Annotated in this window: 16 protein-coding genes and 1 pseudogene; 5 read left to right on the top strand and 12 right to left on the bottom strand. The window is 48.0% G+C overall.

Annotated elements, in window-relative coordinates; translation table 11 throughout:
• The first annotated feature begins 271 nt into the window (after nucleotides 1–271).
• From katG to C7460_RS14535, 3 genes are all read left to right on the top strand, one after another.
• Nucleotides 272–2,446 (top strand): catalase/peroxidase HPI, encoded by a 2,175-nt coding sequence (gene katG, locus C7460_RS14545; protein WP_394340427.1) that lies wholly within the window; start codon nucleotides 272–274, stop codon nucleotides 2,444–2,446.
• A gap of 115 nt (nucleotides 2,447–2,561) precedes the next feature.
• A complete protein-coding gene (locus C7460_RS14540; protein WP_115868847.1) occupies nucleotides 2,562–3,113 on the top strand; it encodes a hypothetical protein in 552 nt (183 codons plus the stop codon).
• A complete protein-coding gene (locus tag C7460_RS14535) occupies nucleotides 3,110–3,481 on the top strand; it encodes a hypothetical protein (RefSeq protein WP_115868846.1) in 372 nt (123 codons plus the stop codon). Before C7460_RS14540 ends, C7460_RS14535 begins: the two co-directional genes overlap by 4 nt.
• 89 nt (nucleotides 3,482–3,570) lie before the next feature.
• Here C7460_RS14535 and C7460_RS14530 read toward each other — a convergent pair whose 3' ends face one another.
• From C7460_RS14530 to C7460_RS14480, 11 genes are all read right to left on the bottom strand, one after another.
• Nucleotides 3,571–6,756, bottom strand: a complete 3,186-nt coding sequence (locus C7460_RS14530) for a glycoside hydrolase family 2 TIM barrel-domain containing protein (protein WP_115868845.1) — start codon at nucleotides 6,754–6,756, stop codon at nucleotides 3,571–3,573.
• A gap of 70 nt (nucleotides 6,757–6,826) precedes the next feature.
• Nucleotides 6,827–7,735, bottom strand: a complete 909-nt coding sequence (locus C7460_RS14525; RefSeq protein WP_147302966.1) for a hypothetical protein — start codon at nucleotides 7,733–7,735, stop codon at nucleotides 6,827–6,829.
• Between the two features lie 134 nt (nucleotides 7,736–7,869).
• Nucleotides 7,870–9,369 (bottom strand): FG-GAP repeat domain-containing protein, encoded by a 1,500-nt coding sequence (locus tag C7460_RS14520; RefSeq protein WP_115868843.1) that lies wholly within the window; start codon nucleotides 9,367–9,369, stop codon nucleotides 7,870–7,872.
• Nucleotides 9,370–9,533: 164 nt separating this feature from the next.
• Nucleotides 9,534–11,042: an alpha-L-fucosidase gene (locus tag C7460_RS14515; RefSeq protein ID WP_170148025.1), complete on the bottom strand. Its 1,509-nt coding sequence runs from the start codon at nucleotides 11,040–11,042 to the stop codon at nucleotides 9,534–9,536.
• Between the two features lie 59 nt (nucleotides 11,043–11,101).
• Nucleotides 11,102–11,872, bottom strand: a complete 771-nt coding sequence (locus C7460_RS14510) for a 3-keto-disaccharide hydrolase (RefSeq protein ID WP_245986377.1) — start codon at nucleotides 11,870–11,872, stop codon at nucleotides 11,102–11,104.
• A 61-nt stretch (nucleotides 11,873–11,933) separates the two neighbouring features.
• Nucleotides 11,934–13,760 carry an arylsulfatase gene (locus tag C7460_RS14505; RefSeq protein ID WP_245986374.1) on the bottom strand — a complete coding sequence of 609 codons (1,827 nt, stop codon included), beginning with the start codon at nucleotides 13,758–13,760 and terminating at the stop codon, nucleotides 11,934–11,936.
• Nucleotides 13,760–15,877, bottom strand: a complete 2,118-nt coding sequence (locus C7460_RS14500; RefSeq protein WP_115868841.1) for an alpha-L-fucosidase — start codon at nucleotides 15,875–15,877, stop codon at nucleotides 13,760–13,762. The genes C7460_RS14505 and C7460_RS14500 overlap by 1 nt, the downstream gene beginning before the upstream one ends.
• Nucleotides 15,878–15,896: 19 nt before the next feature.
• A complete protein-coding gene (locus C7460_RS14495) occupies nucleotides 15,897–17,525 on the bottom strand; it encodes a sodium:solute symporter family transporter (protein ID WP_115868840.1) in 1,629 nt (542 codons plus the stop codon).
• Between the two features lie 15 nt (nucleotides 17,526–17,540).
• Nucleotides 17,541–18,560, bottom strand: a complete 1,020-nt coding sequence (locus C7460_RS14490; RefSeq protein WP_115868966.1) for a zinc-binding alcohol dehydrogenase family protein — start codon at nucleotides 18,558–18,560, stop codon at nucleotides 17,541–17,543.
• Between the two features lie 27 nt (nucleotides 18,561–18,587).
• On the bottom strand, nucleotides 18,588–19,349 hold the full coding sequence (locus C7460_RS14485) for an SDR family NAD(P)-dependent oxidoreductase (RefSeq protein WP_115868839.1): 762 nt from the start codon (nucleotides 19,347–19,349) through the stop codon (nucleotides 18,588–18,590).
• A 1-nt stretch (nucleotide 19,350) separates the two neighbouring features.
• Complete coding sequence (locus tag C7460_RS14480) at nucleotides 19,351–20,433, bottom strand: mandelate racemase/muconate lactonizing enzyme family protein (RefSeq protein WP_115868838.1); 1,083 nt, start codon at nucleotides 20,431–20,433, stop codon at nucleotides 19,351–19,353.
• A 158-nt stretch (nucleotides 20,434–20,591) separates the two neighbouring features.
• Here C7460_RS14480 and C7460_RS14475 point away from each other — a divergent pair, with 158 nt between their 5' ends.
• On the top strand, nucleotides 20,592–21,446 hold the full coding sequence (locus C7460_RS14475; RefSeq protein ID WP_115868965.1) for an AraC family transcriptional regulator: 855 nt from the start codon (nucleotides 20,592–20,594) through the stop codon (nucleotides 21,444–21,446).
• A 51-nt stretch (nucleotides 21,447–21,497) separates the two neighbouring features.
• Here the strand turns inward: C7460_RS14475 and C7460_RS14470 are convergent, their stop codons facing one another.
• Nucleotides 21,498–21,695, bottom strand: coding sequence for a hypothetical protein (locus C7460_RS14470; protein WP_115868837.1), 198 nt, complete (start codon nucleotides 21,693–21,695; stop codon nucleotides 21,498–21,500).
• Between the two features lie 714 nt (nucleotides 21,696–22,409).
• On the opposite strand from C7460_RS14470, the pseudogene C7460_RS14465 reads away from it, so the two are divergent.
• Nucleotides 22,410–22,606, top strand: a pseudogene (locus tag C7460_RS14465) (IS110 family transposase); the annotation flags it as partial.

Raw genomic sequence — 22,606 nt, 5'->3', positions numbered from 1 at the left:
TTTTCATGTAGCGGTATATAAAAAGGAGTATCCATCCCGGACATTTTTTAATGACAATCCTTCAGAGGTCAAGTCAGCATTATTTTGAGTTATTGGGGCATAAGGAAATCTAATGAACAACGAGATGTATAAGATACTATTATTGCATTCGTAAAATCAATTACTAATAGTTATTCTTATGAGAAAGATCATTTCACTAGGCTTACTGGTTTCGGTGGTTGTTCTGCTGATATCCTGTCAGTCAGACCCTTCGGCCTCCCATGCTGATGGCATGTCAGGTGCTACTAAAAAGAGTAGGTCAAACCATACTGCTACTGCAAACAGTGACTGGTGGCCAAACCAGCTCAACGTCGGTATTTTAAGACAGCATTCCTCATTGTCCAACCCTATGGATGAGGACTTCAACTACATAGAGGCTTTCAATAGCCTTAACTACGACTCACTGAAAAGTGATATACGGCAGTTGCTCACCGAGTCTCAAGATTGGTGGCCTGCAGATTTTGGCCATTATGGAGGACTTTTTATCCGTATGGCCTGGCACAGTGCGGGTACGTATCGCACTGCAGATGGGCGCGGTGGTTCACGTGCCGGGCAGCAGCGATTTGCGCCACTGAATAGCTGGCCAGACAATGCCAATCTGGATAAAGCTCGAAGACTGATATGGCCGATCAAACAGAAATATGGAAATAAAATCTCCTGGGCAGACCTCATGGTACTCACAGGTAATGTAGCATTGGACGATATGGGCTTCAAAACATTTGGTTTTGCCGGAGGCCGGGAAGACACCTGGGAGCCAGAGCTAGATGTTTACTGGGGAGCAGAAAAAGAGTGGTTGAGTGATGAGAAACGCTACTCAGGTGATCGCGAATTGGAGCTTCCGCTGGCAGCTGTACAAATGGGGTTGATCTATGTAAACCCAGAAGGACCAAATGGAGTGCCAGACCCACTGTTGGCTGCTAAAGACATCAAAGCCACCTTTGGTAGAATGGGAATGAACCTCGAAGAGACTGTTGCTCTTATAGCTGGAGGACACACCCTGGGCAAAGCACATGGGGCAGGCCCAGCCTCTCATGTAGGTCCTGATCCGGAGGCAGCCGGTATCGAAGAGCAGGGTTTTGGGTGGAAAAGTGACTACAAGTCCGGAAAAGGAGCAGATGCCATCACTTCAGGTTTGGAAGTAACCTGGACACCTACACCTACCCGATGGAGCCATTTGTTTTTTGTTAGCCTATTCGAAAATGAGTGGGAACTGACCGAAAGTCCGGCAGGGGGCCATCAGTGGGTGGCAAAGAACTCTAAAATGAAGGTGCCTGATGCCTTTGATCATACTAAATGGCACGCTCCAGCGATGTTTACTACTGATCTTTCTTTGCGATTCGACCCTGAGTTTGAAAAGATCTCTCGAAGGTTTTATGAGAACCCAGACTTGTTCAACGATGCCTTTGCGAGGGCATGGTTTAAGCTCACCCATAGAGATATGGGACCTAAAACAACCTACCTCGGACCAGAAGCCCCTACCGAAGATCTGATCTGGCAAGATCCTATTCCTGCAGTAGACCATGAGCTGATTACCATTAGGGATATTGCCAAACTGAAAACAACCATAATAAATTCTGGTCTGAGCATTCAGGAGTTGGTAACTACTGCGTGGGGCTCAGCCTCTACCTATAGAGGATCGGACAGACGCGGAGGAGCAAATGGCGCTCGCATCAGATTGGCACCACAAAAAGACTGGGAGGTAAACAATCCCGAGCAACTGCAAAAAGTACTTGGCGTATATGAGCAAATCCAGCGTGATTTCAATGCCCAATCTGGAGCCAAAAAAGTATCACTGGCAGATCTGATTGTGCTGGGAGGCGATGCGGCGGTAGAAAAGGCCGCAGCAAATGCCGGAGTGCAGGTGACAGTACCGTTTGTGCCAGGTAGAATGGACGCACTTCAGGAGCAAACGGATGTTGAGTCGTTTAACCTGCTAGAGCCAATGGCGGATGGATTTAGAAACTACCAAAAGAAAAATTACACCCTTTCTACAGAAGAATTGCTATTGGATAAAGCCCAGCTCCTCACACTCACAGCACCCGAAATGACTGTGCTGCTAGGAGGAATGAGGTCCTTAAGTGCCAATTTTGATGGTTCGAAATACGGGGTTTTTACCGATGCTAGTGACGAGCTATCCAATGACTTTTTTGTCAATTTGCTCGATATGAGTACCGAATGGAAAGCTGTGGATGAAAACAAAGAGCTGTTTGAGGGATATGATAGAGCATCTGGAAAACTCAAATACACGGCTACTCGAGCAGATCTGATTTTTGGGTCCAATTCCGAATTGCGAGCCCTCTCCGAAGTGTATGCCAGTGCGGATGCAAAGGAGAAGTTCATTGAAGATTTTGTGGCGGCCTGGGACAAAGTGATGAAGCTGGACCGCTTCGACTTGATATATAAGTAAGGGTCAAATCGTAAATGTGAATCTCGAACCCCTCAGTGATCCAAAGCTGTGGGGTTCTTTTTTTTGAACCTGAGTATTGATTGTGATTGATAGAACTCGTAAATTCAATACAGCTATGGTTCGAATACTATTGATCGTCCTTTTTCTTTTTAGTAATTATTGCTGTGTTTCTGCTCAGGAAACCATCTTTGAGCCAGGGAGACTGGCGCTGTACGCGTCTCTTTTTGGAACCACCACCTTGGACGATTATGGCCTGGGTACGGAGCTGGGCATCATGACGCCAGGTCGTTCATTCACGGCTTTTGGGTTTTTTGCGGCACGACCATACCGCAGGGTTTACACGGAATCTCAAGGCAACAACCTCTATTATCAGTTTCGCGAAGAACGATTTACAGTAGGTGTAGGTGGCGAATACTTACGAGGATTTGGTGAAGGAAATAAAGGCCTTTTTGTGCAGGCAAATATGGGGTACACCTGGGGCAATAGAGGTGGGGTTTTTGAGCATCAGCAAAAGGGCTGGGTACTGTGGCCGCGGGCGGGATTGTTTTTGAAAATCTCGCGTGCAGGGTTGATGAAAATGGGGTATGGCTATCAGGACATCAAAAGTGATGACGTGGCTCCACATCGTGTATTTATTGCTTTGTCAGGCTTCGCAGAATCTGAATGAAAAAATTACTTTCCATATGGACCGTTGGAGTATTGATCGCAGGTTGTGACTGCCTGTGTACTGACCGGGAGTTTGGTGACATTAAGCTCAAGCTCACCATCAACGAGCAAAACACCACAGTAGATGTACTCATCATGGAGGGGTATCTGGATGATAGAGATACGCTCGAACAAGATGTAGTGGCTCGCGAAAAAGTACGTTATAAAGAATTTATCCCAGACACCTATTATACAGGAGTGGCTACTTATCAGAAAAATGGCCGAACTGTAAAGGTGATCGATGGAAGGTTTATGGACCTAAAAGAAAATGAAGACTGTGACTGCTACCGTGCCGAAAATATTACGTTGAATTTGCGGCTAAAGGAATAACCACGCTTTGAAGGGTAACGGACAACCCAGAAAAAAGAAACCCCAAAGGAAGACTCCAATGGGGTTACTTATTTAGACAACCAAAAATGTTATTCGAAACTTATTCGGAATGAATAGCTGTAGCTTTTGTCCAGCAATCGATAGGCATCAATGGGGCGTGCTTTGATACTCCAGGAGTCATTTCCTCCCACTCCGGCTTGCACCAGGTCAATATTTAGTGTGTAGTCATCAGCATCTGTTAGTTGCCAGGTGAAGTCTGCTTGCTGTAGGTTTTCTTGTGTGAAAGGCCATACGGCAAACGCCAATTCCCGTTCGGTAGCTATGTTGAGCGTAGGTGCTTTAGGGCCAGTAAGCGAAAGCCACTCAGTGCCCGTTCTGTTTCCTACTTCTTGTGGTCTCACATAAGATGATGTGAGCTCATCTGTTGGCATAGCATAGATGCCTTTAAATGCTGAGCGCTGACGGTCGATGTAGTTTTCATGTGGTCCGTTTCCATAGTACTTGATGTCTTTATACTTTCGATTGATGCCGGTTTGCATACCTACACGTACCAGTTCGGGCGCACTTTCAGCTACTTCTATTGCAAAATCCACATCAATAGTGCCATCTCCATATACGGTGTACTTTTCGGTGATGCTGGCAGCATTAGGTACGTTTCGCTGCACGCTCACTACCTGGGCATTGCCAGCTGTAGTGGTGGTGATATCCTTTAGCTGCATACTATTGGCTGCTTCTTTCCAGATTTTTAGCTCCTTTTGGGTGTGCCAGCCCAGGCTGTCATTGTCTGTGGGCACTCGCCATAGATTGGGCAGTAGCGGACGCGTGATTACTTCTTGGTTGTCAAAATTAAGGCTGGTGAGCGCTCCAGTTTCCTTGTCAAATGTTGCTGTGAAATCAGCACCACTGATCTGAATGCTCGAACCAGCATTCGTCAACTCAGGAAGTTTAGCCTTTGGCTGTTTTAGGGTATTGTCAGCATTTTGGATCATAAGCTGCTCCTCAGCAAGCAAATACCCTGATGCTGCCCAGTCTTCGGTCTTCGTGCTGTACATTTTGAGCTGCACCCAGTAGTCTTTGTCAGCATCCATTTTCACATTTTTGTAGCCGAGTGCTACTTCTTTTTTATCTCCAGGCGCGATGTTGAGCTCATTAATTTCTCCAGACTTTACCGTTTTGCCACTGGCTACGAGCTCCCAGGTGATGCGGTATTGAGAGAGGTTGGTAAAGCCAAAGCGATTGCGAATGGCAATGGTACCGCGCTCCAGGTCTACCGCTTCAAACGCCACGGGCTGGAAGACATACTTGCTTTCAAAAGACTGAGGCTTTAGTGACTTGTCGGAGGCAAAAACACCATTGATGCTAAAGTTTCCATCGTTGGGTTTGTCACCATAGTCGCCACCGTAGGCGTAGTATTTTTTGCCATTGGGAGCGGTGCGCTCTATGCCCTGGTCGATCATGTCCCAGATATAGCCCCCAATCAGGTTGTCATACTTATAGACCAGGTCCCAATACTCCTGTAGGTTGCCCAGAGAGTTGCCCATAGCATGTGCATACTCACACATGAGTATGGGGCGGGAGATGTGAGGGCTAGTAGCCATGGCTTCTAGTTGTTCTAGTGATGGGTACATTCGGCTTAGCACATCTACATATGGTGGATCAGTAGGGTTGGCATAAGATTTTCGAAATACCTCTCGATGTTCTTTGGAGCCTGTTTTCACATATAGAGGGTGATTTGGGTCCCCCTGAGCTCCTTCATAATGGATAAATCTAGACGGATCAAAGTCCTTTACATAACCCGACATAGCTGCGAAGTTGGGTCCACAGCCAGATTCGTTTCCGAAAGACCAGGAAATGATAGAGGTGTGGTTTTTGTCTCGTTCTACCATGCGAATCACGCGATCCATCATACTCGCATTCCACGTAGGATCATTGGCGAGTTCTCCGCGTACCCCATGAGACTCTATGTTGGCCTCATCCATCACATAGAGCCCGTATTGATCGCACAGGTCGTAGATGTAAGGATCATTGGGGTAGTGAGAAGTTCGGATGGAGTTGAAGTTGTGTTGCTTGAGCAAAAAGATGTCTTTTTTCATCTCCTCACGGGTCATGGTTTTGCCTCCAGTGTGGCTGTGGTCATGACGGTTCACACCTTTAATTTTCACGGGTACTCCATTGATGAGCATGGCGCCAGAGTCTGCAAACCGTACATCCCTGAAACCAACACGTGTACTTCTTGCCTCCACGGTATTGCCATCTTTGTCAGTAAGGGTAAGTACAAGAGTGTAGAGGTAGGGGTTTTCATCATTCCAGGTAGTAATGTTTTTGAGCTCCGTCTCCAGTAGTCCGAAGTAGACATTCTCGCGCTGGGGGTAATATTCGTTAGTGATTTTGTTGACACCCAGGCTTAGCTGCTTGGCAAGTACAGGTTCGTCGTTCGCATCATAAAGCTGTGCTGCTACGGTGTAGTCTTGAGCGTTGAGGTCTTCAGCTATGCTGATTTCAGGTCGGATCATCAGCAGTGCATCGGTATAAGGCTCCGATAGCTTGGTGCGCACAAAAAAGTCATTGATCGCCACCTTAGGCTGAGCCAAAAGCATCACTTCGCGATGAATACCACTCATGCGCCAGTGGTCCTGATCTTCCAGATAGCTGCCATCACTCCAGCGAAAGACCTGCACTGCCACAGTGTTTTTTCCAGGGCTTACATGACTGGTGATGTTAAACTCTGCAGGTAAGCGGCTGTCCTGGCTGTAGCCTACAAACTCACCATTGACCCACACGTACATGGCAGAGCTTACGCCTCCGAAATGGAGGATAATCTCCTGATCGCTCCAAGCTGCCGGCACCTCAAATTCTCGTACATACGAGCCTACAGGATTGTCACGATCGATGTAAGGTGGATTCGGGGAAAACGGATAGGTGGAGTTGGTATAGATGGGCGTGCCATAGCCTTTCATTTCCCAGCTAGAGGGTACTTCTATGGTTTTCCAGGATTTAAAATTGAAGTCTGGTTGATGGAAGTCTTCAGGTTTTTCCGAAGGTTTCTCAGCAAAGTGAAAATACCAGTCGCCATTGAGTGAGCGCATTCGAGATGCTTCTCTGGATTCTTTCAATGCGCTTTCACTGCTGGTAAAGGAATAGGAGGTAGCCCTCGCAGGTAATTTGTTGATGCCAAAAATGTGCTGATTTTGCCAGTAGTCTTCCTGGGCAAATACTGTTTTTGGAGCTATGCTCGAAACAATTAGGATAAATAATAAAAGCTGAAGTTTTCTCATTTAGAATCTTGTATGTTTAATCCACGGCTATTGGGCCGCATATAATCGTTTGGTTCAGTGAGTGGTGGGGTTATTTGCTCATGATTCCATCACCCATGTAATCTTTCAGTTTAGACAGGTTGCCATATTCGTCGCCAGTGAGGAGGTAGTAGACCATGCCTGCATCTGATATATCTGCACCTTTCCCTCCAGGGTGAAACTGTAAGCGTGAATAAACCCACCGAAGGGCGGGATCGCTATGATCGCGCATCCAATAAAAAGGTGTGAAGTCTGTGCCAGAACACCAGAGCTTTTCAGGTTCCTTACATGCATTTTGGTCTTTGATTTTTTGGTAGTTGATGCGTCCATCACTCAAGGCTATGGCTTCTGCCATGGTGTGGTGTGCCGTGCGTCGCAGGTGGTTGTCGTTGTATCCACTATGAGAGATTACATATACATGGGCTAGCGCATCCTGTTTTCCTGCAGAAACTACTTTGGCCACAGCCTGATAGAAAAACTCCGATGGCCCCATGTGTATAAAAAAGAGCGGATCGCTGGCGGTAGATTGCTGTAGGACCTCTGCCAGGTGGTCTATGGCTTTAGCCGGTGCTGCTGATACATCAAAGAATACGGATTCGTCAAACCCCAGGTGCTCTATGGCATAGTTGGCAGCTTCCGCCATAAAGTTGCGCTCGTCCGTGTGAGGAGGTGCGGCTATAAAATTGTTGTAGGAATAGTGTACTACCTGGTTTTGGAGGTTGGCTTTTGCCAGGATGGCCAGGGCAGCAGGGGTACCACCCCAGTCGTCAGGGTCAGCACGGGGCCATCGGGCCTCTGAGTGCTCATCCGCCTGATTGTTTCCGTCAGCGCTAATGGCTATTCGATGATTTTGATAAACGGGATGCTGCGCAGTAGCTATGAACTTACAGCTGGCAAAAACAATCCAAAAGCATAGGGTCTTCAACATATCTGGAACAGTTACCAGGCGGCTTGTCATCATAAAATTGGATACAGGTTTAAAATTACGATGAGCAGAACCCCTAGGGGCTGTGGAAATTGTTGGAAAAACAGGGGGGATATCGTTAGGCGATGGTTAATTGCAGGGGGTGATCGTTAGCACTAAATAGTATGCAGCTATTTCAACTGATTTTCTAGATACAATAAGCCTAGCTTGCTAGCATAGTTATCCTCTTTCCAATGAAAACCCCCAAGCACCACATCTACATCGCCATCTTCGTCATAGTCCATAGCGTCCATGGTCATCCATCTCGATGCGAACTCATTACTTATTCTTGAAGGGGAGAAGTGGTTTTGGCCATCATTTTCCAGAAAAACAAAGGAGGGCTGATCTTCTGATGGAAAAAATGAGATGGTCAAAAAGTCCCTATCACCATCCGCGTCCAGATCTAGAAAGATGGTTTTGTAAATGCCAGGAAGTGGGATGAATTGCGCTTCTTCAAAGGTGTCATTTCCTTGTCCCAGATAAATGCGGATGCCATGATAAGGCTTATGAAGGGGTACATAGTCGCCATTGTCGCCGTGACTGTAGATCATATCGTGGAGGCCATCAGCGTTAAAATCAGTGACGAGCAAATTCGTAGACCCGTAGGTAGCCGGGAACTCCATCAGTGTTTTGGTGCTAAAGTTTTCATTGCCCTCGTTGATGAACAGGTAGATGGCTTCTTTGGCCTGACCAAACAGTGCAACAATGTCTTGATCACCATCCCCATCCCAATCCAAAATTTGCGTGTTGATAGCACCTGGCAGATTCAACAAGACCTTTTTTTCGTAAGATGTCCCCGTGTTTTTCCACCATGCCAATGCTCCTGTATACTTTCCAAATTCGCAGATGACGAAATCCTTAAGGTTGTCTCCATTTAGATCTGTGATTTGCACATCACTTGGTCGTTGTAGATCGGTAATTGGCGTCTTTGGTGATTGCCGGTTTTTCGGATACCTGATCAGAGAGCCGGAAGGTGCGTCGGTTCCTTCCATCTGGTCTCCAAATACTGTCGCCCAAAAGGCATCATCGTCTTCCTGAAACTGCAATACAGCCTTTTCCAGTGGTTCACTTATTTTGATGTTAAAATCTTTATCCAGCTGAAGCAAACGGCCACTTAAATAGTCTGCGGCCATGAGTTTGCCGGGTGCCAAAAAGGAGGACATGGTGGTAGATGGGTGGTCGAGCCCCAGTGACACTTCCCGAGGTTTAAGAAATGTGTTTACTGGTAGGTCTTCAAAGGGGTTTTCGAAATCCAGCTCTTCAGGGGCGTTTTCAAGGTAGTAAGCTACTATTTTGTCAAACGCTTCCTTGCTCAATGGAGGTTCATTTTCAATGAAATACGGAGAAGATCGTTGTGCTATTTTGCCTTCAGGGTAGTCATCAAAGGCATTCAGTACCTCTCTGGGCCATTCTTTGAACCCCAACAGATATCCCATGCGAGGCAAGACGGTTTCACCCCACACTTTTTTGTTTAGTTCTCCGGGTTGGGGCAGTAGGTGGCAGCTGGCACAGTACTGTTTGGCTAGTTCCTCACCGCTTCCTTCCTTTTTATTGCCTTGCTGGCACGAAACGACCATAAGGCATATGAAAATGCAGTAAATGAGTAAGGCTGGGTAGGTGAATTGTCGCATAGTTAATTAGCGCATCAATAATAGGTAGATATGGCCTAACTGGCAGGCTTTAAAGGCTTGTGCATTTATAAACAACTTAAGGTAAATGCGCTGATTCGTTTCGGTCTGGATAGTTTTCATGTGGCCCACGTTGAGCTTTGAATTTCAAATCATTCTGGCTGTGTTTAATTGCGTTCGATGCGTATCACTTGTGCAAAATCACATGGCTTTTGAGCAGGTAAGTTCACCACAAGAGCTCCGGGTGTATGTTCCCAGCTGATTGGTGCTTCGCTGCCCAGGAGCCTCACGTTTCGGATCGTGTTGGGATGGAGTTTTCCTTCTGTACCCAGCGTTTTGATGTGCGCTTGCTGGCCAGGCCATTCGAGTAAGATGGCATAGAGTATTTTCCCTTTCTGGGTAAACCGAATGTCTTTCGAAGTATACCGGGGGATGTTTTGCCCCCGATTTTTTCCCTGACCGTGATGCCCGGGGAGGGTGACTTCAGTAGGGCCTTCTCCATAGAATGTCCACGGAATGGTGCCGTAAATGGCTTCACCATTCAGCTCAAGCCAATCACCCATAGCGTAGAGTTCTTTGGTGACATCTTCATGAAAGCTACCATCAGCCAGCGGCGGTACGTTGAGCAGCATGCGTCCGTTTTTGCTGGTCATATCTACTAGCATGTCCACCAGCATGTTGGCGTCTTTTATGGGATTTTTGGGGTTGTAAAACCACGTAGGAGACCAGTCATAGTGATGACTCATGTCTATATCTGCGATCCATGGGTCATATTGCAAGCCCACAAGGTTGCCATTTTCGATATCACGCATGCCTATTCCTGGCGGGATGTCGTGAGACTTGTAAAAGACCTCTACTTCTTTGTTCCATTCGATGCCTTTATTGAAATAAAAGCTGATAAGCCGCTGTTGGTATTCTTCTGACAAGCCACCTATGCGCACCAGAGAATCTTGTAGCAATCGCCCCTTGTAAAGCTGTTTTCTAAGCTCAGGCCCTACTGTGCCGCCAAACCCCGTGTCAAACCAGATCATGTCGGGTTGGTATTTGGTAATGGCTTCCGTAATTCTAGCATACCACGCATCAAAGATCACGTTGCTCATGCGGCCACCGTTTCTGGTGGCATAAGTAGAATGGTCTTCTGTCGGGCTCAGGTAGGTGGTGTTGCTTTTAGATATTTTCCCCCACATTCGATCGTAAAAACGACCAGTATGAAAAGAGGAGATCACTGGCATGTTTCGCTTTCTGAGCTCTGTGGCCAGACTACCGTAAATATCTTTTTTCGGACCTTTTTCAGTAGAATTCCATTCGGTAATGTCACTGTCCCAGTTGAGCAAGCCACAGCCATGCCATGCCACAGGTCCACCAAACTGCGCTCCTGAAGCCTGTATCAGATCTACCCATGCTTCCGCGCTAAACTCCTCTGCCTTCCATTGCTCAATAGCTTCGAGGCGCGTCATGGACTGGTCGGCACCTATAACTGTAGCCGGACCCCAATGAAAATACATGCCGAATTTCATCCCGTCCAGCCATTCAGGTGATTGATGCTTTCGTAGCGAAGACCAATCGGGTTCATAGGCATTTATTTGCTGGCTTATTCTGGAGGTATCGGGTGTTTTGTGCTGGCATCCAGAAAGCACCAATACATGTAGCAAACACAGTAGGAGCTGTTTGTTCATATCAATGTAGTTTCGAGTGTCATGGCAATTGCGCATTGATAGATTCACGTTATCAAATGCTACAGTTCTCTAATCCAAATATTGCGATATCGTACCTTGTTGCTGTGATCCTGCAAAAGCAAAGGAGCTTTTTCTTCATGATAGGAATAAGAGGGGGTACCTCTGAATACAGTGGGGCCTTTAAGCTCTACATGGTTTTGAATAAGCACGCCATTCAGAACAACCGTCACATACCCTGGCTCCTTCAGCGTTTTATCACTATTGAATTTTGGAGCTGTAAAAAAGATGTCGTAGGTCTGCCATTTGCCCGGCTGCCTGGTGGAATTTACCAGGGGAATGTGCTGTTTGTAGATGCTTCCGGCCATGCCATTGTAGTAGGTTTCATTTTCAAATGAATTGAGCACCTGTATTTCGTACCTTCTCATCAGAAAGATACCGCTATTGCCATTCTTTTGCCCTTTCAGCCCTTTAGCTACATCCTCCATGGGTGTCATCCACTCTATGTGCAATTGGCAATCGCCGAAAGACTGCTTGCTCATGATGGCACCAGTACCGGGAACTACTTCCATAGCATCGCCTACAATTTTCCATCCGGCAGGTTCTCCTGAGTTTTTTGCCCATTGGCTTAAATCGCTACCATCGAAGAGGACCACAGCATCAGAGGGAGCCGATCCATTTTCGCCGGGGGTAACTACTTCTGGTTGGCGACTCCAGTCTTCGGTTAGCTTAGGGTCCACTTGCTGTTCCTGAGCCCATACGATTAGGGATGTGAAAAGTACAACCGCACAGGTCATGGCTTTCAAAAAAATAGGGGAGTAATATTCATTCATATTCAACTTTGGTTTGCGTTAATTGCTTGTGTGCTGTCAAGAGATATGGCCATATCCTGTGTTAAAGTTTAGATAAATAGACGTAATAAGCTCCCGCAATCGTTTGCCCCTGGTCATCCAGCATCAAGCCCCGAATGGAAGTTGGTCCTTTGCTCAGCTTTAAATCCAAGGAGATGTGTGTGTCTTCAGGACCTATTTCTGTAGTGACCTTGTGGCTACCCACCTCAAAAGTGATAGCTTCTATAGGTAGCGCTTTCATCTCATTGCCATAGATCAGCCGGTTCACAGCTCCCGATGCAAGCCATGCGTCGGCTTTCTTGTCATCAAAATTCGGGACTCCCTGCAGCGGAGCATTTGTTTCCAGCGGCCAGCGACTGGCCTTTATTCGGTAAGTTCCTTCCTGGATCACATTGATCATCCATGAGCCAGCTAGCGAAGCACCTGCTGCTACCTGAGCATGATTCCACGGAATTTTTGGTAGATGCCAGTCAGAGGGAGTTAAGAAGGTTTCAGGGTCCGAGTGATGACCTACGGAGAAGGTGGGTACTTCCCGGTCATTGGGAGTGACCCGTTTCCAGTAGCGGTCATGTTCTTTTCGAATTTTGGAAGCTATTTCGGGATGCTGCTGCAGTACATTGTGCTGTTGGCTGGGATCATTTTTTAGGTGATAAAGCTCCTGGTTGTCAATCAGGCGCCAGTGCCCCATCATACCGGCGGTTTGTTCCCACTTTTTGGGCTTTAAGGTTCGCTGTGTTTCCACAAAAAGGGTTCGAGTTTCTAGTCTTTTATTGGGTTGGAACAGCTGTGGTACAAAACTGCGTCCGTCAAAATCCAAAGGGGAGCTTTCTAGCTTACAGAGCTCTATCAGGCTAGGCAATACATCGATATGTGCCGTGAGTTGGCTGACATCACTGCCATGCTGGAGGTTGCCGGCAGGCCAGTGAACGAATAGTGGTACCCGGTGGCCGCCTTCATACACTTGTCCCTTGTACCCACGCATTCCAGCATTAAAAAGCCGAACGCCGGCGGTCCCTCCATTGTCGGTGAGAAATAGTATGATGGTGTTTACTGCCTGACCAGTTGCTTCCAGTGCTTGGCGCAAACGCCCGATGTTGGAGTCTATTCGTTGGATACCGGCATAGAAAAACGAGACGTATTTCGGAACGTCAGGGCCAAAGTGCGCTGCCAGCGCAGTGTCGGGCAATGTGTGTGGGTCGTGCGGAAGGTAGGTCGGGAGATAAATGAAAAAGGGCTTGTCATCGTCCCTAGAGATATAGTCTATAGCTGCATCATAGAATACATCTGGCGCAAATCCATCTCTTTGCTTTCTTTCACCATTGTGCCAGTAGTGGTCATCCACCCGGTCGTTGAAAAACCAGTCGTCAGTGGTGCCGGTGCCACCATCTCCCTGTCCCAGCCACTCATCAAATCCCCGGTCCATCGGACGGTAGGGATGGTTGGAGCCCAGGTGCCACTTGCCAAATAGTGCGGTGCGGTAGCCGTTTTGCTGAAATACCTCCGCCATGGTTACTTCTGAAGCTCTCAGGTGATTGCCGCCGCTCACCGTGTGCCACACACCTGCACGGTGTGCGTATTTTCCGGTCAGCAGTGCTGCACGAGAGGGCGCACAAGTGGGGTCTACATGAAAGTCTGTAAATCGTACCGATTCATCATGCAGCTTATCCATGTTTGGAGTGCTCAGATAGGGATTGCCATGAGCTGAAAAATCTCCGTATCCCTGATCATCGGTTACAATCACAACCACATTGGGCAGGTCAGGGTGTGAGCCGTTGTTACAACTCATCAAGGTACAAGCCAGCACGAAAAAGAGGCTGGCGAGATACCCTATGTCTTTCACACATTGAAAGGCCTTGTGATTATTCTTCATTACTTGCTTGGGGTGATTTTGAATACCCACGCATGTTGAAGTTGAGTACTTTTTGGACGTTTGATAGAAAGCCCATCGGCGTTTTGCTGGTAAGTAATGGAACCATCATAACCTAAGAGCTCTATGGATTGAATGCTCAATTGGTCAGTGCTAAGCGAACGAATCGTAATATCTCTGGTAGGAGGGGCTAGCACTGTGGCATAGAGAAAGCCATTGTTTTTGGTAAATCGTATGTCCTCTTGCGTAAACCCACTGTTTTTGTCTTCAGACAAGTGGCCGGTAGCTGTTTCAGTAGGGCCTTCGCCGAAGGTACGCCAGTAGCTGGAGCCATACACAGCTTCGCCGTTTACTTTCAGCCATTCGCCTATAGCCAAAAGCGTTTCCTTTTGGTCATCCGGAATGATGCCGTCTTTTCTTGGTCCGATATTGAGTAGGAGGCAGCCGTTTTTGCTGACAATGTCCATCAAATCCGCAATGAGGTCTCCTGGTGCTTTGGGAATCCAGTTTTTGGTATAAAACCACGAGTTTTTGCCTATAGAAGTATCTGTTTGCCAATACTCACTGCGAAGTGAATCCATTTTGCTGCGCTCCAGATCGAGCATATGGGTGCCTTCTCGGTATGACTGGTATCTGAGGTTTTTAGTCTGAAGCACCACGGTTTGGTTGCGCTTTAGTCCCGAGTTGTAGTAATATGCCGCCAGTTTTTTGTGGTAAGGTGCAAACTCCGGTCGATCCAGGTAGAAGTCAAACCAGAGGATGTCTGGCTGATAGTTGTCTATAATTTCTTTGGTACGTGGCCACCAGGTCTCTGCAAGCCATTCCTCGCTAGCCGGGGAGTACGGCTCATGGCGCGGGGCATACAGATCAGCATATTGTGGATCCCACGTGTCAAAGTGTGGCTTTTGCGTATAGAAATTCCAGTTGAATGCCAGGTGAGAACTTACTCCACAGATCAGCCCTTGCTTTTTGATTTCATCGGTGAGTGCTTTCAGCACATCTGTCTTTGGGCCCATTGCTACTGCATGGTACGGAGTGATGGATGACTCATAAAGCGCAAAACCGTCATGATGCTCGGCCACAGGTACCACATACTGCGCTCCTGATTGCTTGAAAATGCTCACCCATTCTTTTGGGTCAAATTTTTCCATGGTCCACATGGGGATGAGGTCTTTGAAGCCAAATTTCTTGGGGTCGCCAAAGTTTTCCTTGTGAAAAACATGGGCCGGGTGTGGGGTATCGCTTGTTTTTTCCCCTGTCATGTGATCCACTCTGCCTGAGTCCAGGTACATCCAGCGGCTGTACCAATCAGTATGCATCTCCGGTACGGAGTTGGGGCCCCAGTGAATGAAAATTCCGAATTTCGAATCTTTCATCCATTGGGGTATTTCGTAGTTGCTGAGACTCTCCCAGCTTGCCTGGTATGCGGTGATGCGTTTCATTGCAGCCCATTTTTCTGCAGCTTTGCTCTGTGGGTCTACTTTCTGAAACTTGGCCACATACTCCTGCCACTCTTTTTCGCGAGGTAGCGTGCCCCATTGCTCTCCTTCATCTTCCCATTCAAAGTCGGGCTTGGTATCCATGACCAGAAAGGCACGATAGCCATCCAGGTAGATTTCCATGTCACGGATGCCCACAGTTTTCATGTTTTCGGTTATCTCTGGCCAGGCCATCCCCATGCTGTGCACGTGTTTGTACATTTTGAGCAGGTTCAGATCATTGACTATTTCCAGCGTGAGTACGTAGCGCTTGGAGTCCTGTTGCTCACGTGTAATCAACTGCCCGTTCTGTGCACTGTAGTTGGCTTGCTGCTCCAGTTTGTAAATACGCTCAAGAGGAGATTTTAGCAGGTCCTGAATTTCTGAATTGCCAGAAAAAGCCTTTCGTAGCCTGGACAGGTCATAGTCGGAAGGCGCATCTACGAGCAAAAAGGTATGTTCGTCAGTTTTATATACTTCCGTCTCCAAGCCATCAGGAGTATTTTCCAAAATGGAAAGCAGGTTGGCGTCTGTTGGGAGTACAAAAGAAAAACGGCGGGCTTTGAGCGGATCTGCCTGATCACAAGCTCCAAAAAGGAACGTGAGCAGCAAGATGGAGTAAAGTGACTTGAAAGGGTTCATAGCAAAGAAGTTTAGGTAGTTAAGCAATGAGTTCGATGGCGGCCCAAAGGACAATAAGCAGCACCATTACGCCGATACCGATGATACGGTAGTCTGCGATGGATTTGATTTTATCAAAATAGGCTTTTGCAGTAAAGGACAGGGCTTGCTGCTCTGCAGTAGGGGCAGGCGTGAGGTAACTTACCACCACAAAAACCGCACAGCAAAACACAAATCCCCACCAGGCCTGCATCATGAAGATAATCCCCCAGGTGTCGGTGATGAGTTTTACGCCAGCAGCATTGGGAAAGTCCAGTACAAACATCAGTACGCCCAATACGAGCCCTACACCAAACGTGACTTTTGCGGCTTCTTTGGTGCCTCTTTTCCAGAAATAACCCAGGATAAACACCGCAGAAATGGAAGGAGCGATACTAGAGCCTATAGAATTGACGATGGTGATGATGGAGCCACCTTTGGCCCCAGCCACCAACGAAAACAATATGGCAATGACCATGACCAAAAAGGTGGTGACCTTGCCAATCCATACCAGTTTGTCATCGTCTATGCTGGGATTCATGCGTTTGACAATGTCCATCGAAACCAGCGTGGAGGAGCTGTTGAGCGCTGCGGCTACCGAGCTCATGAGTGCAGCCAATAGCGAGGCGATTACCAGGCCTGCAAGACCTACCGGCAGGAGTTTGGCTACCAGTATAGAAAAAGTCTGACCAGTTCCTGCAGCATTGATCTCGTCACGAAACAACACATAAGCCAGCAGGCCAGGGAGTAGCATGAAAAATACCGGAGCCAGCTTCAATACGGCAGTAAACATAGGTCCGATGCGCGCATCGTTTTCAGAGCGCGAGCCCAACGCCCGCTGTACGATGGTTTGGTCAGTGAACCAATACCAAATACCTAATACAGGATAACCTAAAAACACGGCATACCAGGGGATACCACCCGTTTGGGCTACTGTAGCGTCAGACCGCAGCATGGATAAGCTGCCAGGTTTGATTTCACTCCTGAAAAGCTCAAAACTGGTGATGCCCGCTTCGGGTAGCATAGCAATACCAAAAAGGGTGATGAGAATACTACCACCCAGTAGCATCACCGACTGGATGGATTCGGTAACAGCTACTGCTTTAAGGCCACCCACGATGGTGTATAATGCGGTAAGAAAGGAGATCAGTAGCACGCCCCACAACTGGTCCAGGCCGAAGAATTCTTTCATGATGGTGGCACCAGCATAAAGACTGATGCCTATATGGATGAGCAGTGCCGTAAGTATGGCAAAAATCACCATAAAGGTCCGCGAAGCACCATCGAATCGCCGCTCGAAATACTGCGGAATCGTTTGCACATTGTTACGAAAGTAAAAAGGTGCGATAAATACCCCCAGAAAAACCAGGCAGGGAATCGCCATCCACTCGAAAATGCCATCGGAAAGCCCCGAGGTAAAGCCAGACTCAGCAAAGCCCACGATATGTACAGTGGAGATATTGGAAGCAAAAAGGCTCGCACCTACCACGCCCCAGCCCAGCGAACGGCCGGCCAGAAAGTAGTTGTTGGAGGTCTGCTTTTTGAAACCACCACCCGCCCAAATACCGATGATAGTGATGCCTACCAGATACAGGGCGATGATGGATAAATCGATGATAGAAATGTTCATAACAGGTTTTGCAGTTTAGTATTCGATGACGGCTTTTACCAGCGCTCCACCGTAGGTATAGAGTTTTTCAAAATCCGTGGGTACCTGATCGAAGGTCATGCGATGCGTGATGTATGCTTCAGGCTTGATTTTTCCAGCCTCTATCAGCCGCACAATCCGACCAAAATCACTACTCAGTGCTGCCCGGCTTGCTTTTAGCGTAAGCTCTTTTTTATGGAAATAGGGATCATTGAAGACTACATCACCCTGAAATAGACCGATAAAAACGATCGTTCCTCCTGCAGCGCAATATTTAAAAGTGTTGAGCATGGATTTTGGGTTGCCCGTGGCATCTAATACCACAGTTGGTAGATCACCATTTAGCAGGCTCATGAGGTCTTCTTCTATGTGATCAGAAACCAGTAGTGTGTCTTGAATCTGGGTGATGTTTTGTGCTTTGTCTAGTTTGCCAGCATCTATATCCATGGCGATCACACGTGCTCCGGAGAGCTGCGCAAACTGTATGGTGGCCAGTCCTATAGGTCCGGCACCTATGACCAGTACAATGTCTTCATGCGTGAGCTGCGCCCGGTCTACAGCATGGCAGCCAATAGCCAGCGGCTCTATGAGTGCGAGCTGATCATTGCTCAGCACAGGGGAGGGATGGAGGTATCGGGCAGGCAGCACCAGTTGCTCCTGCATGCCTCCGTCTACGTGCACACCCAACACACGTAGCGTTTCGCCACAGTTGGTTTTGCCGCGTCTTACCGCCTGGCCTACCGTTTCGTTGTAATAAGGCTCCACGGCACAGCGGTCACCCACCTGTAGAGTACTTACATCAGGGCCAATGGCCAATACCTCTACTGCCAGCTCATGGCCCAGTATTCTCGGGTACTCAAAAAACGGCTGATTGCCTTTGTAGGCATGCAAGTCGGTGCCACAAACACCCATGCGGTGTACCTTTACCAGTACGTCATCTCCCTTGAGCTCCTGCGCAGGGAAGTCTTTGGTGATCGCTTCCCACTGGCCGGGTTCCTTTAGTCGTATAGCTTTCATTTGGTTCATCATTCAGGGTTTGGATGTTTAAAAATTGACGGTGGCACCTCCGTCTACAGGTAGTACCACTCCGGTGATGTAGCGTGCAGCTTCCGAGCTTAGAAACACCGCCGCATTGCCAATATCGCTCGGCTGACCGAAGCAGTCCATAGCTATGCGGTTGGTGATTTGCTGCTTGCGTTTTTCGTCTTTGTTGATGGCGTTGAGAAACATATTGGATTCGATCCACCCGGGAGCGATGGCATTTACCCGCACGTTGCTGGTAGAGTACTCCGTGACCAGCGAGTTGACCAAGCCGGTGAGGGCTGTCTTGGAAGTGCCATAGGCTACCACCTTGTCTACCCCAAAGAGACCAGCCATGGAGCCAATCATCAGTATAGCTCCCTGCTTGCGCTGGAGCATGTATTTGGCACATGCCCTGGTCAGTGCAAATACGCTTACTACATTGGTTTGCAGTACACGCTCAAAGTCCTCGTCAGAGGTGTCCTGAGCCATAGCTTTGTGGTGGATGCCCGCATTGTTGACCAGGATATCAATGGGGCCTTCGTTGGATTCTATGTCTTCCACGAGTCCCGGTATCGCCTTTTTGTCGGTGATGTCATTTACCCGGTAGGTAGCGTGCGAGCCCAGTTGGGCTACAGCCTCCTGGAGCACCGCCTCTCGGCGTCCCGTGATTACCACTTTGGCGCCAGCCTCTACCATGGCTTGCGCTATACCCAGTCCTATACCCGTGCCACCACCGGTGATGAGGGCGCGTTTTCCTTCCAATGAATATACTGATAGTGCCATATTAGTTGATTGCGGTAAGTTGATCGTCGATAAAGCTAAATCCCCACCCCGGGCGGTCATGTGGCTGTGCAAAACCATCTTTCAGAACCATCGGGTTGTCTATGAGTGGGTCTACCCAGTCGAAGGACTCAGCACCCACGCCATTGGGAATGGTACAGAGTAGTGGTACATCATAGTCTTTATAGTAATGAGGCAGTACGGGCAGGTGAAAGCTAGCAGCAAGTGCGGCACTCTCACGCCAGGCCTCTACGCCACCGATCCTGAGAATGTCTGGCTGCCAGATATCCAGCGCATTGCGGGTGACCAGCTCGCGAAGTGGAAGGGTGTCAAACTCTCGCTCGCCCATGGCCAGTGAGATACCCGTTTGATTTTTGAGGATTTCGTAGGCCTGAAAATTTTGATGGTTGACCGGCTCTTCAAACCAGTGAATGTTGAGCTCACGTGCTCCATTGGCTAGCTTGATAGCAGCAGGCAGGTCCATGCCCTGATTGGCATCCATCATGATGTCTACCTTGTCGCCCACAGCCTCACGCACTTTGCGCAGGCGCTCCAGGTCGGTGCTTACTTTGGGGGAGCCTACTTTGATTTTTACTGCTTTAAACCCGCGGCTGGCATAGTCGGTCACCTCTTCGATGAGTTCGTCTATGGTGTAGGAGATCCAGCCACCACTGCCATAGATGCTTACCTTTTCGCGCGTAGTGCCGAGTAGCTGGTGTATGGGCTGGTTGTTGGCTTTGCCCCATGCATCCCACATGGCGATGTTGATGGCCGCCTGGGCCCAGCGGAGTAGGCCCTGGTTGCCAAAGTACTCGTGGAGGTCGTTGAGCTTTTGGTAAACCAGCCCCGTTTCGTTAGTCTTATATCCTTTCACTACGGGTATGATGTCCTGAAGAGCGCCAATGATGGCGTTGGGTGAGTATTGGAAAGATAGCAGGTAAGACTCGCCGATGATGCCATTTTCCAGCTGTATGCGCATCACCACAAAGGAGATCTCAGTGAGCGTATGTGTAGCGTCGGCTATTGGTTTTTTGAGTTCGGAGGATGCCTTGTAGAGTTTTACATCCCGTATGGCCAGATCATTCATGTTGGTAATTTTCGCTTTTGTATTTCACAAAGTTGACCGAATGACCTGCCAAAAAAGTACAGCATTATGTACTTCTACTATACTATTTTGACTTTCTGAGTCAAAAATGAATAGCGATTAGCCAATAAATGTCATTTTTGGTAGAGAACCTACATGCTATGAAAGCACAATTACGGGAAGTTACCACAAGCGCTGATTGCTCCTTTCGGGTCAAAGTATTTGAAGACCGCCAGTTTCAGGCTGCCTGGCATTTTCACCCGCAGTACGAGCTCACCTACATGGTGCAGAGCACCGGCATACGCTATGTGGGCGACTCCATGCACCCGTTTGATCGGGGAGACCTGGTGCTGGTAGGGCGTAACCTGCCACATTCGTGGAAAACCGTAAAAGTGAAGTCTGAGGATGTGAAATGTGTGATCATCCAATGGGATGAGTCGCTGCTCGCAGACTGGCTGCCAAAACCTGAGTTTGCCGCCATACGTCAGCTGCTGGTCTCTTCTTCTCGGGGTATTGCCTTTGATCGGAATACGGCTCTCAGGCTGGAGGGTGATTTTGTAAAACTCCCACAACAACCTCCCTTTGAGCGGCTGCTCACCCTGCTGAAGATACTACATACATTGGCTGCAGAGGCTGATTCGGAACTGCTGGCGGGTCCGGGATTTGGAAAGGCCCTTTCGGGAAAGGAAAGTCAGCGCGTAAACCTGATCAACAACTATATCAAAGACAATATACTGGAGCAGATACGGCTCGATGAAGTGGCAGAGCTGCTTTCGCTAAGCAAAGAGGCTTTTTGTCGGTTTTTCAAAAAAACCTTTGACAAGACGTTTATGCAATATGTAAACGAATACAAAGTCACCCTGGCCAGCCAGATGCTGATAGAGACCGACCTGTCAGTATCGGAGGTTGGTTATCGGTCTGGATTCAACAACCTGTCGTTTTTCTACCGGCAGTTTAGTCGGTACAAGCAGCAGTCGCCACAGACCTACCGGCAGCAGTATCAGAAGATCGGGTGAAAGGCAAACCCCAGAGCATATCTCCGGGGCTTTTCGTATGCAAGCAAAAGCTTAAAAAGAATACACCTTAGAAACATTCTTCTGTAGCTTCTTGAGTCGCTTGCCTTTCTTCTTATCCAGAGCCTTGGCATGATTGAGGTCAGTATAAGTAGGGTTCATTTTACTGGACTTACACGATCCCATAGACCCCATGATAAAGAGTGAAAGCAACAGGACAAATGCAATTGTTTTGGCTTTAGTAATGTACATAGCTGGAATAAATAGTAATAAATAAAGAAAAAATTGTACTTAAAGATAAGGGTACAGCGCTTAACTCAAAGTGAAAATAAGACTATATGAAGATGAACTTGAATTATTCCGTAGTGAATGAGTGGTGATGGAGGTTCATTTGCTCGCCAGTAAACCCTGGAGGCTTCCAGAACCTCCACTATGAGCTGAGGTCATCCTGCCTGCTCGCCACGCCGGAGGAGGGCTCGCCACGCCGGAGGCGGGCCTGCCGGAGGCATGGAGCTGGGGGCATCTTGAGTCGGGTCATCCTGAGCCTGTCGAAGGATAAGACTCGACTCCTAATTATCGTAAGGTTTTGTCTTATAGTTCGACACGCTCACTATGACAAAACCGCCAAGTTTACCTCGCCGAAGGCGGGCTTGCCACGCCGGAGGCATTGAGTCGAGTCACCTTGAGCCCGCCTGCCTGCCGAAGTTTACGTAGGCATGGTCGAAAGGAGTGTCACCTTGAGAAGTAACAGTTTTGCAAACCGCACAAAATGAGATGACGTTTAATACTAGAGCTGCGCAATATGTCCGTACTAGGGAATAGTGCTTGTATGCCTGTCCTTGAGCTTGGATGGAAGAAAGGAGTCACAAATTATGGTGCTTCATATATCATGAATGCCCGGTCGGTAGTCTGTCACAGTGTTAATTTCTTTCAGCGCAGCATTTTACATCTTTAGCAGTATAATTTATGAAAAAGATTAGGGAAAACTGCGCAGGGATTGATATTGGCGCAAAGAACATTTTTGTCTCGATCAAAAATGGGGAGGTTCGTGTATTTGAAACCTTCACATCTGGATTAAGAGAGGCTGTTGAGTATTTGATTACCAACAAGGTTGAAACTGTTGCGATGGAAGCTACAGGAGTTTATTGGGTGATTCTTTACGA

Source organism: Marinoscillum furvescens DSM 4134, from assembly GCF_003386095.1.
GTDB classification, from domain to species: Bacteria; Bacteroidota; Bacteroidia; order Cytophagales; family Cyclobacteriaceae; genus Marinoscillum; species Marinoscillum furvescens.
Note: the sequence above shows the minus strand (reverse complement) of the source record. Positions and strands in the feature narration are given on the sequence as shown.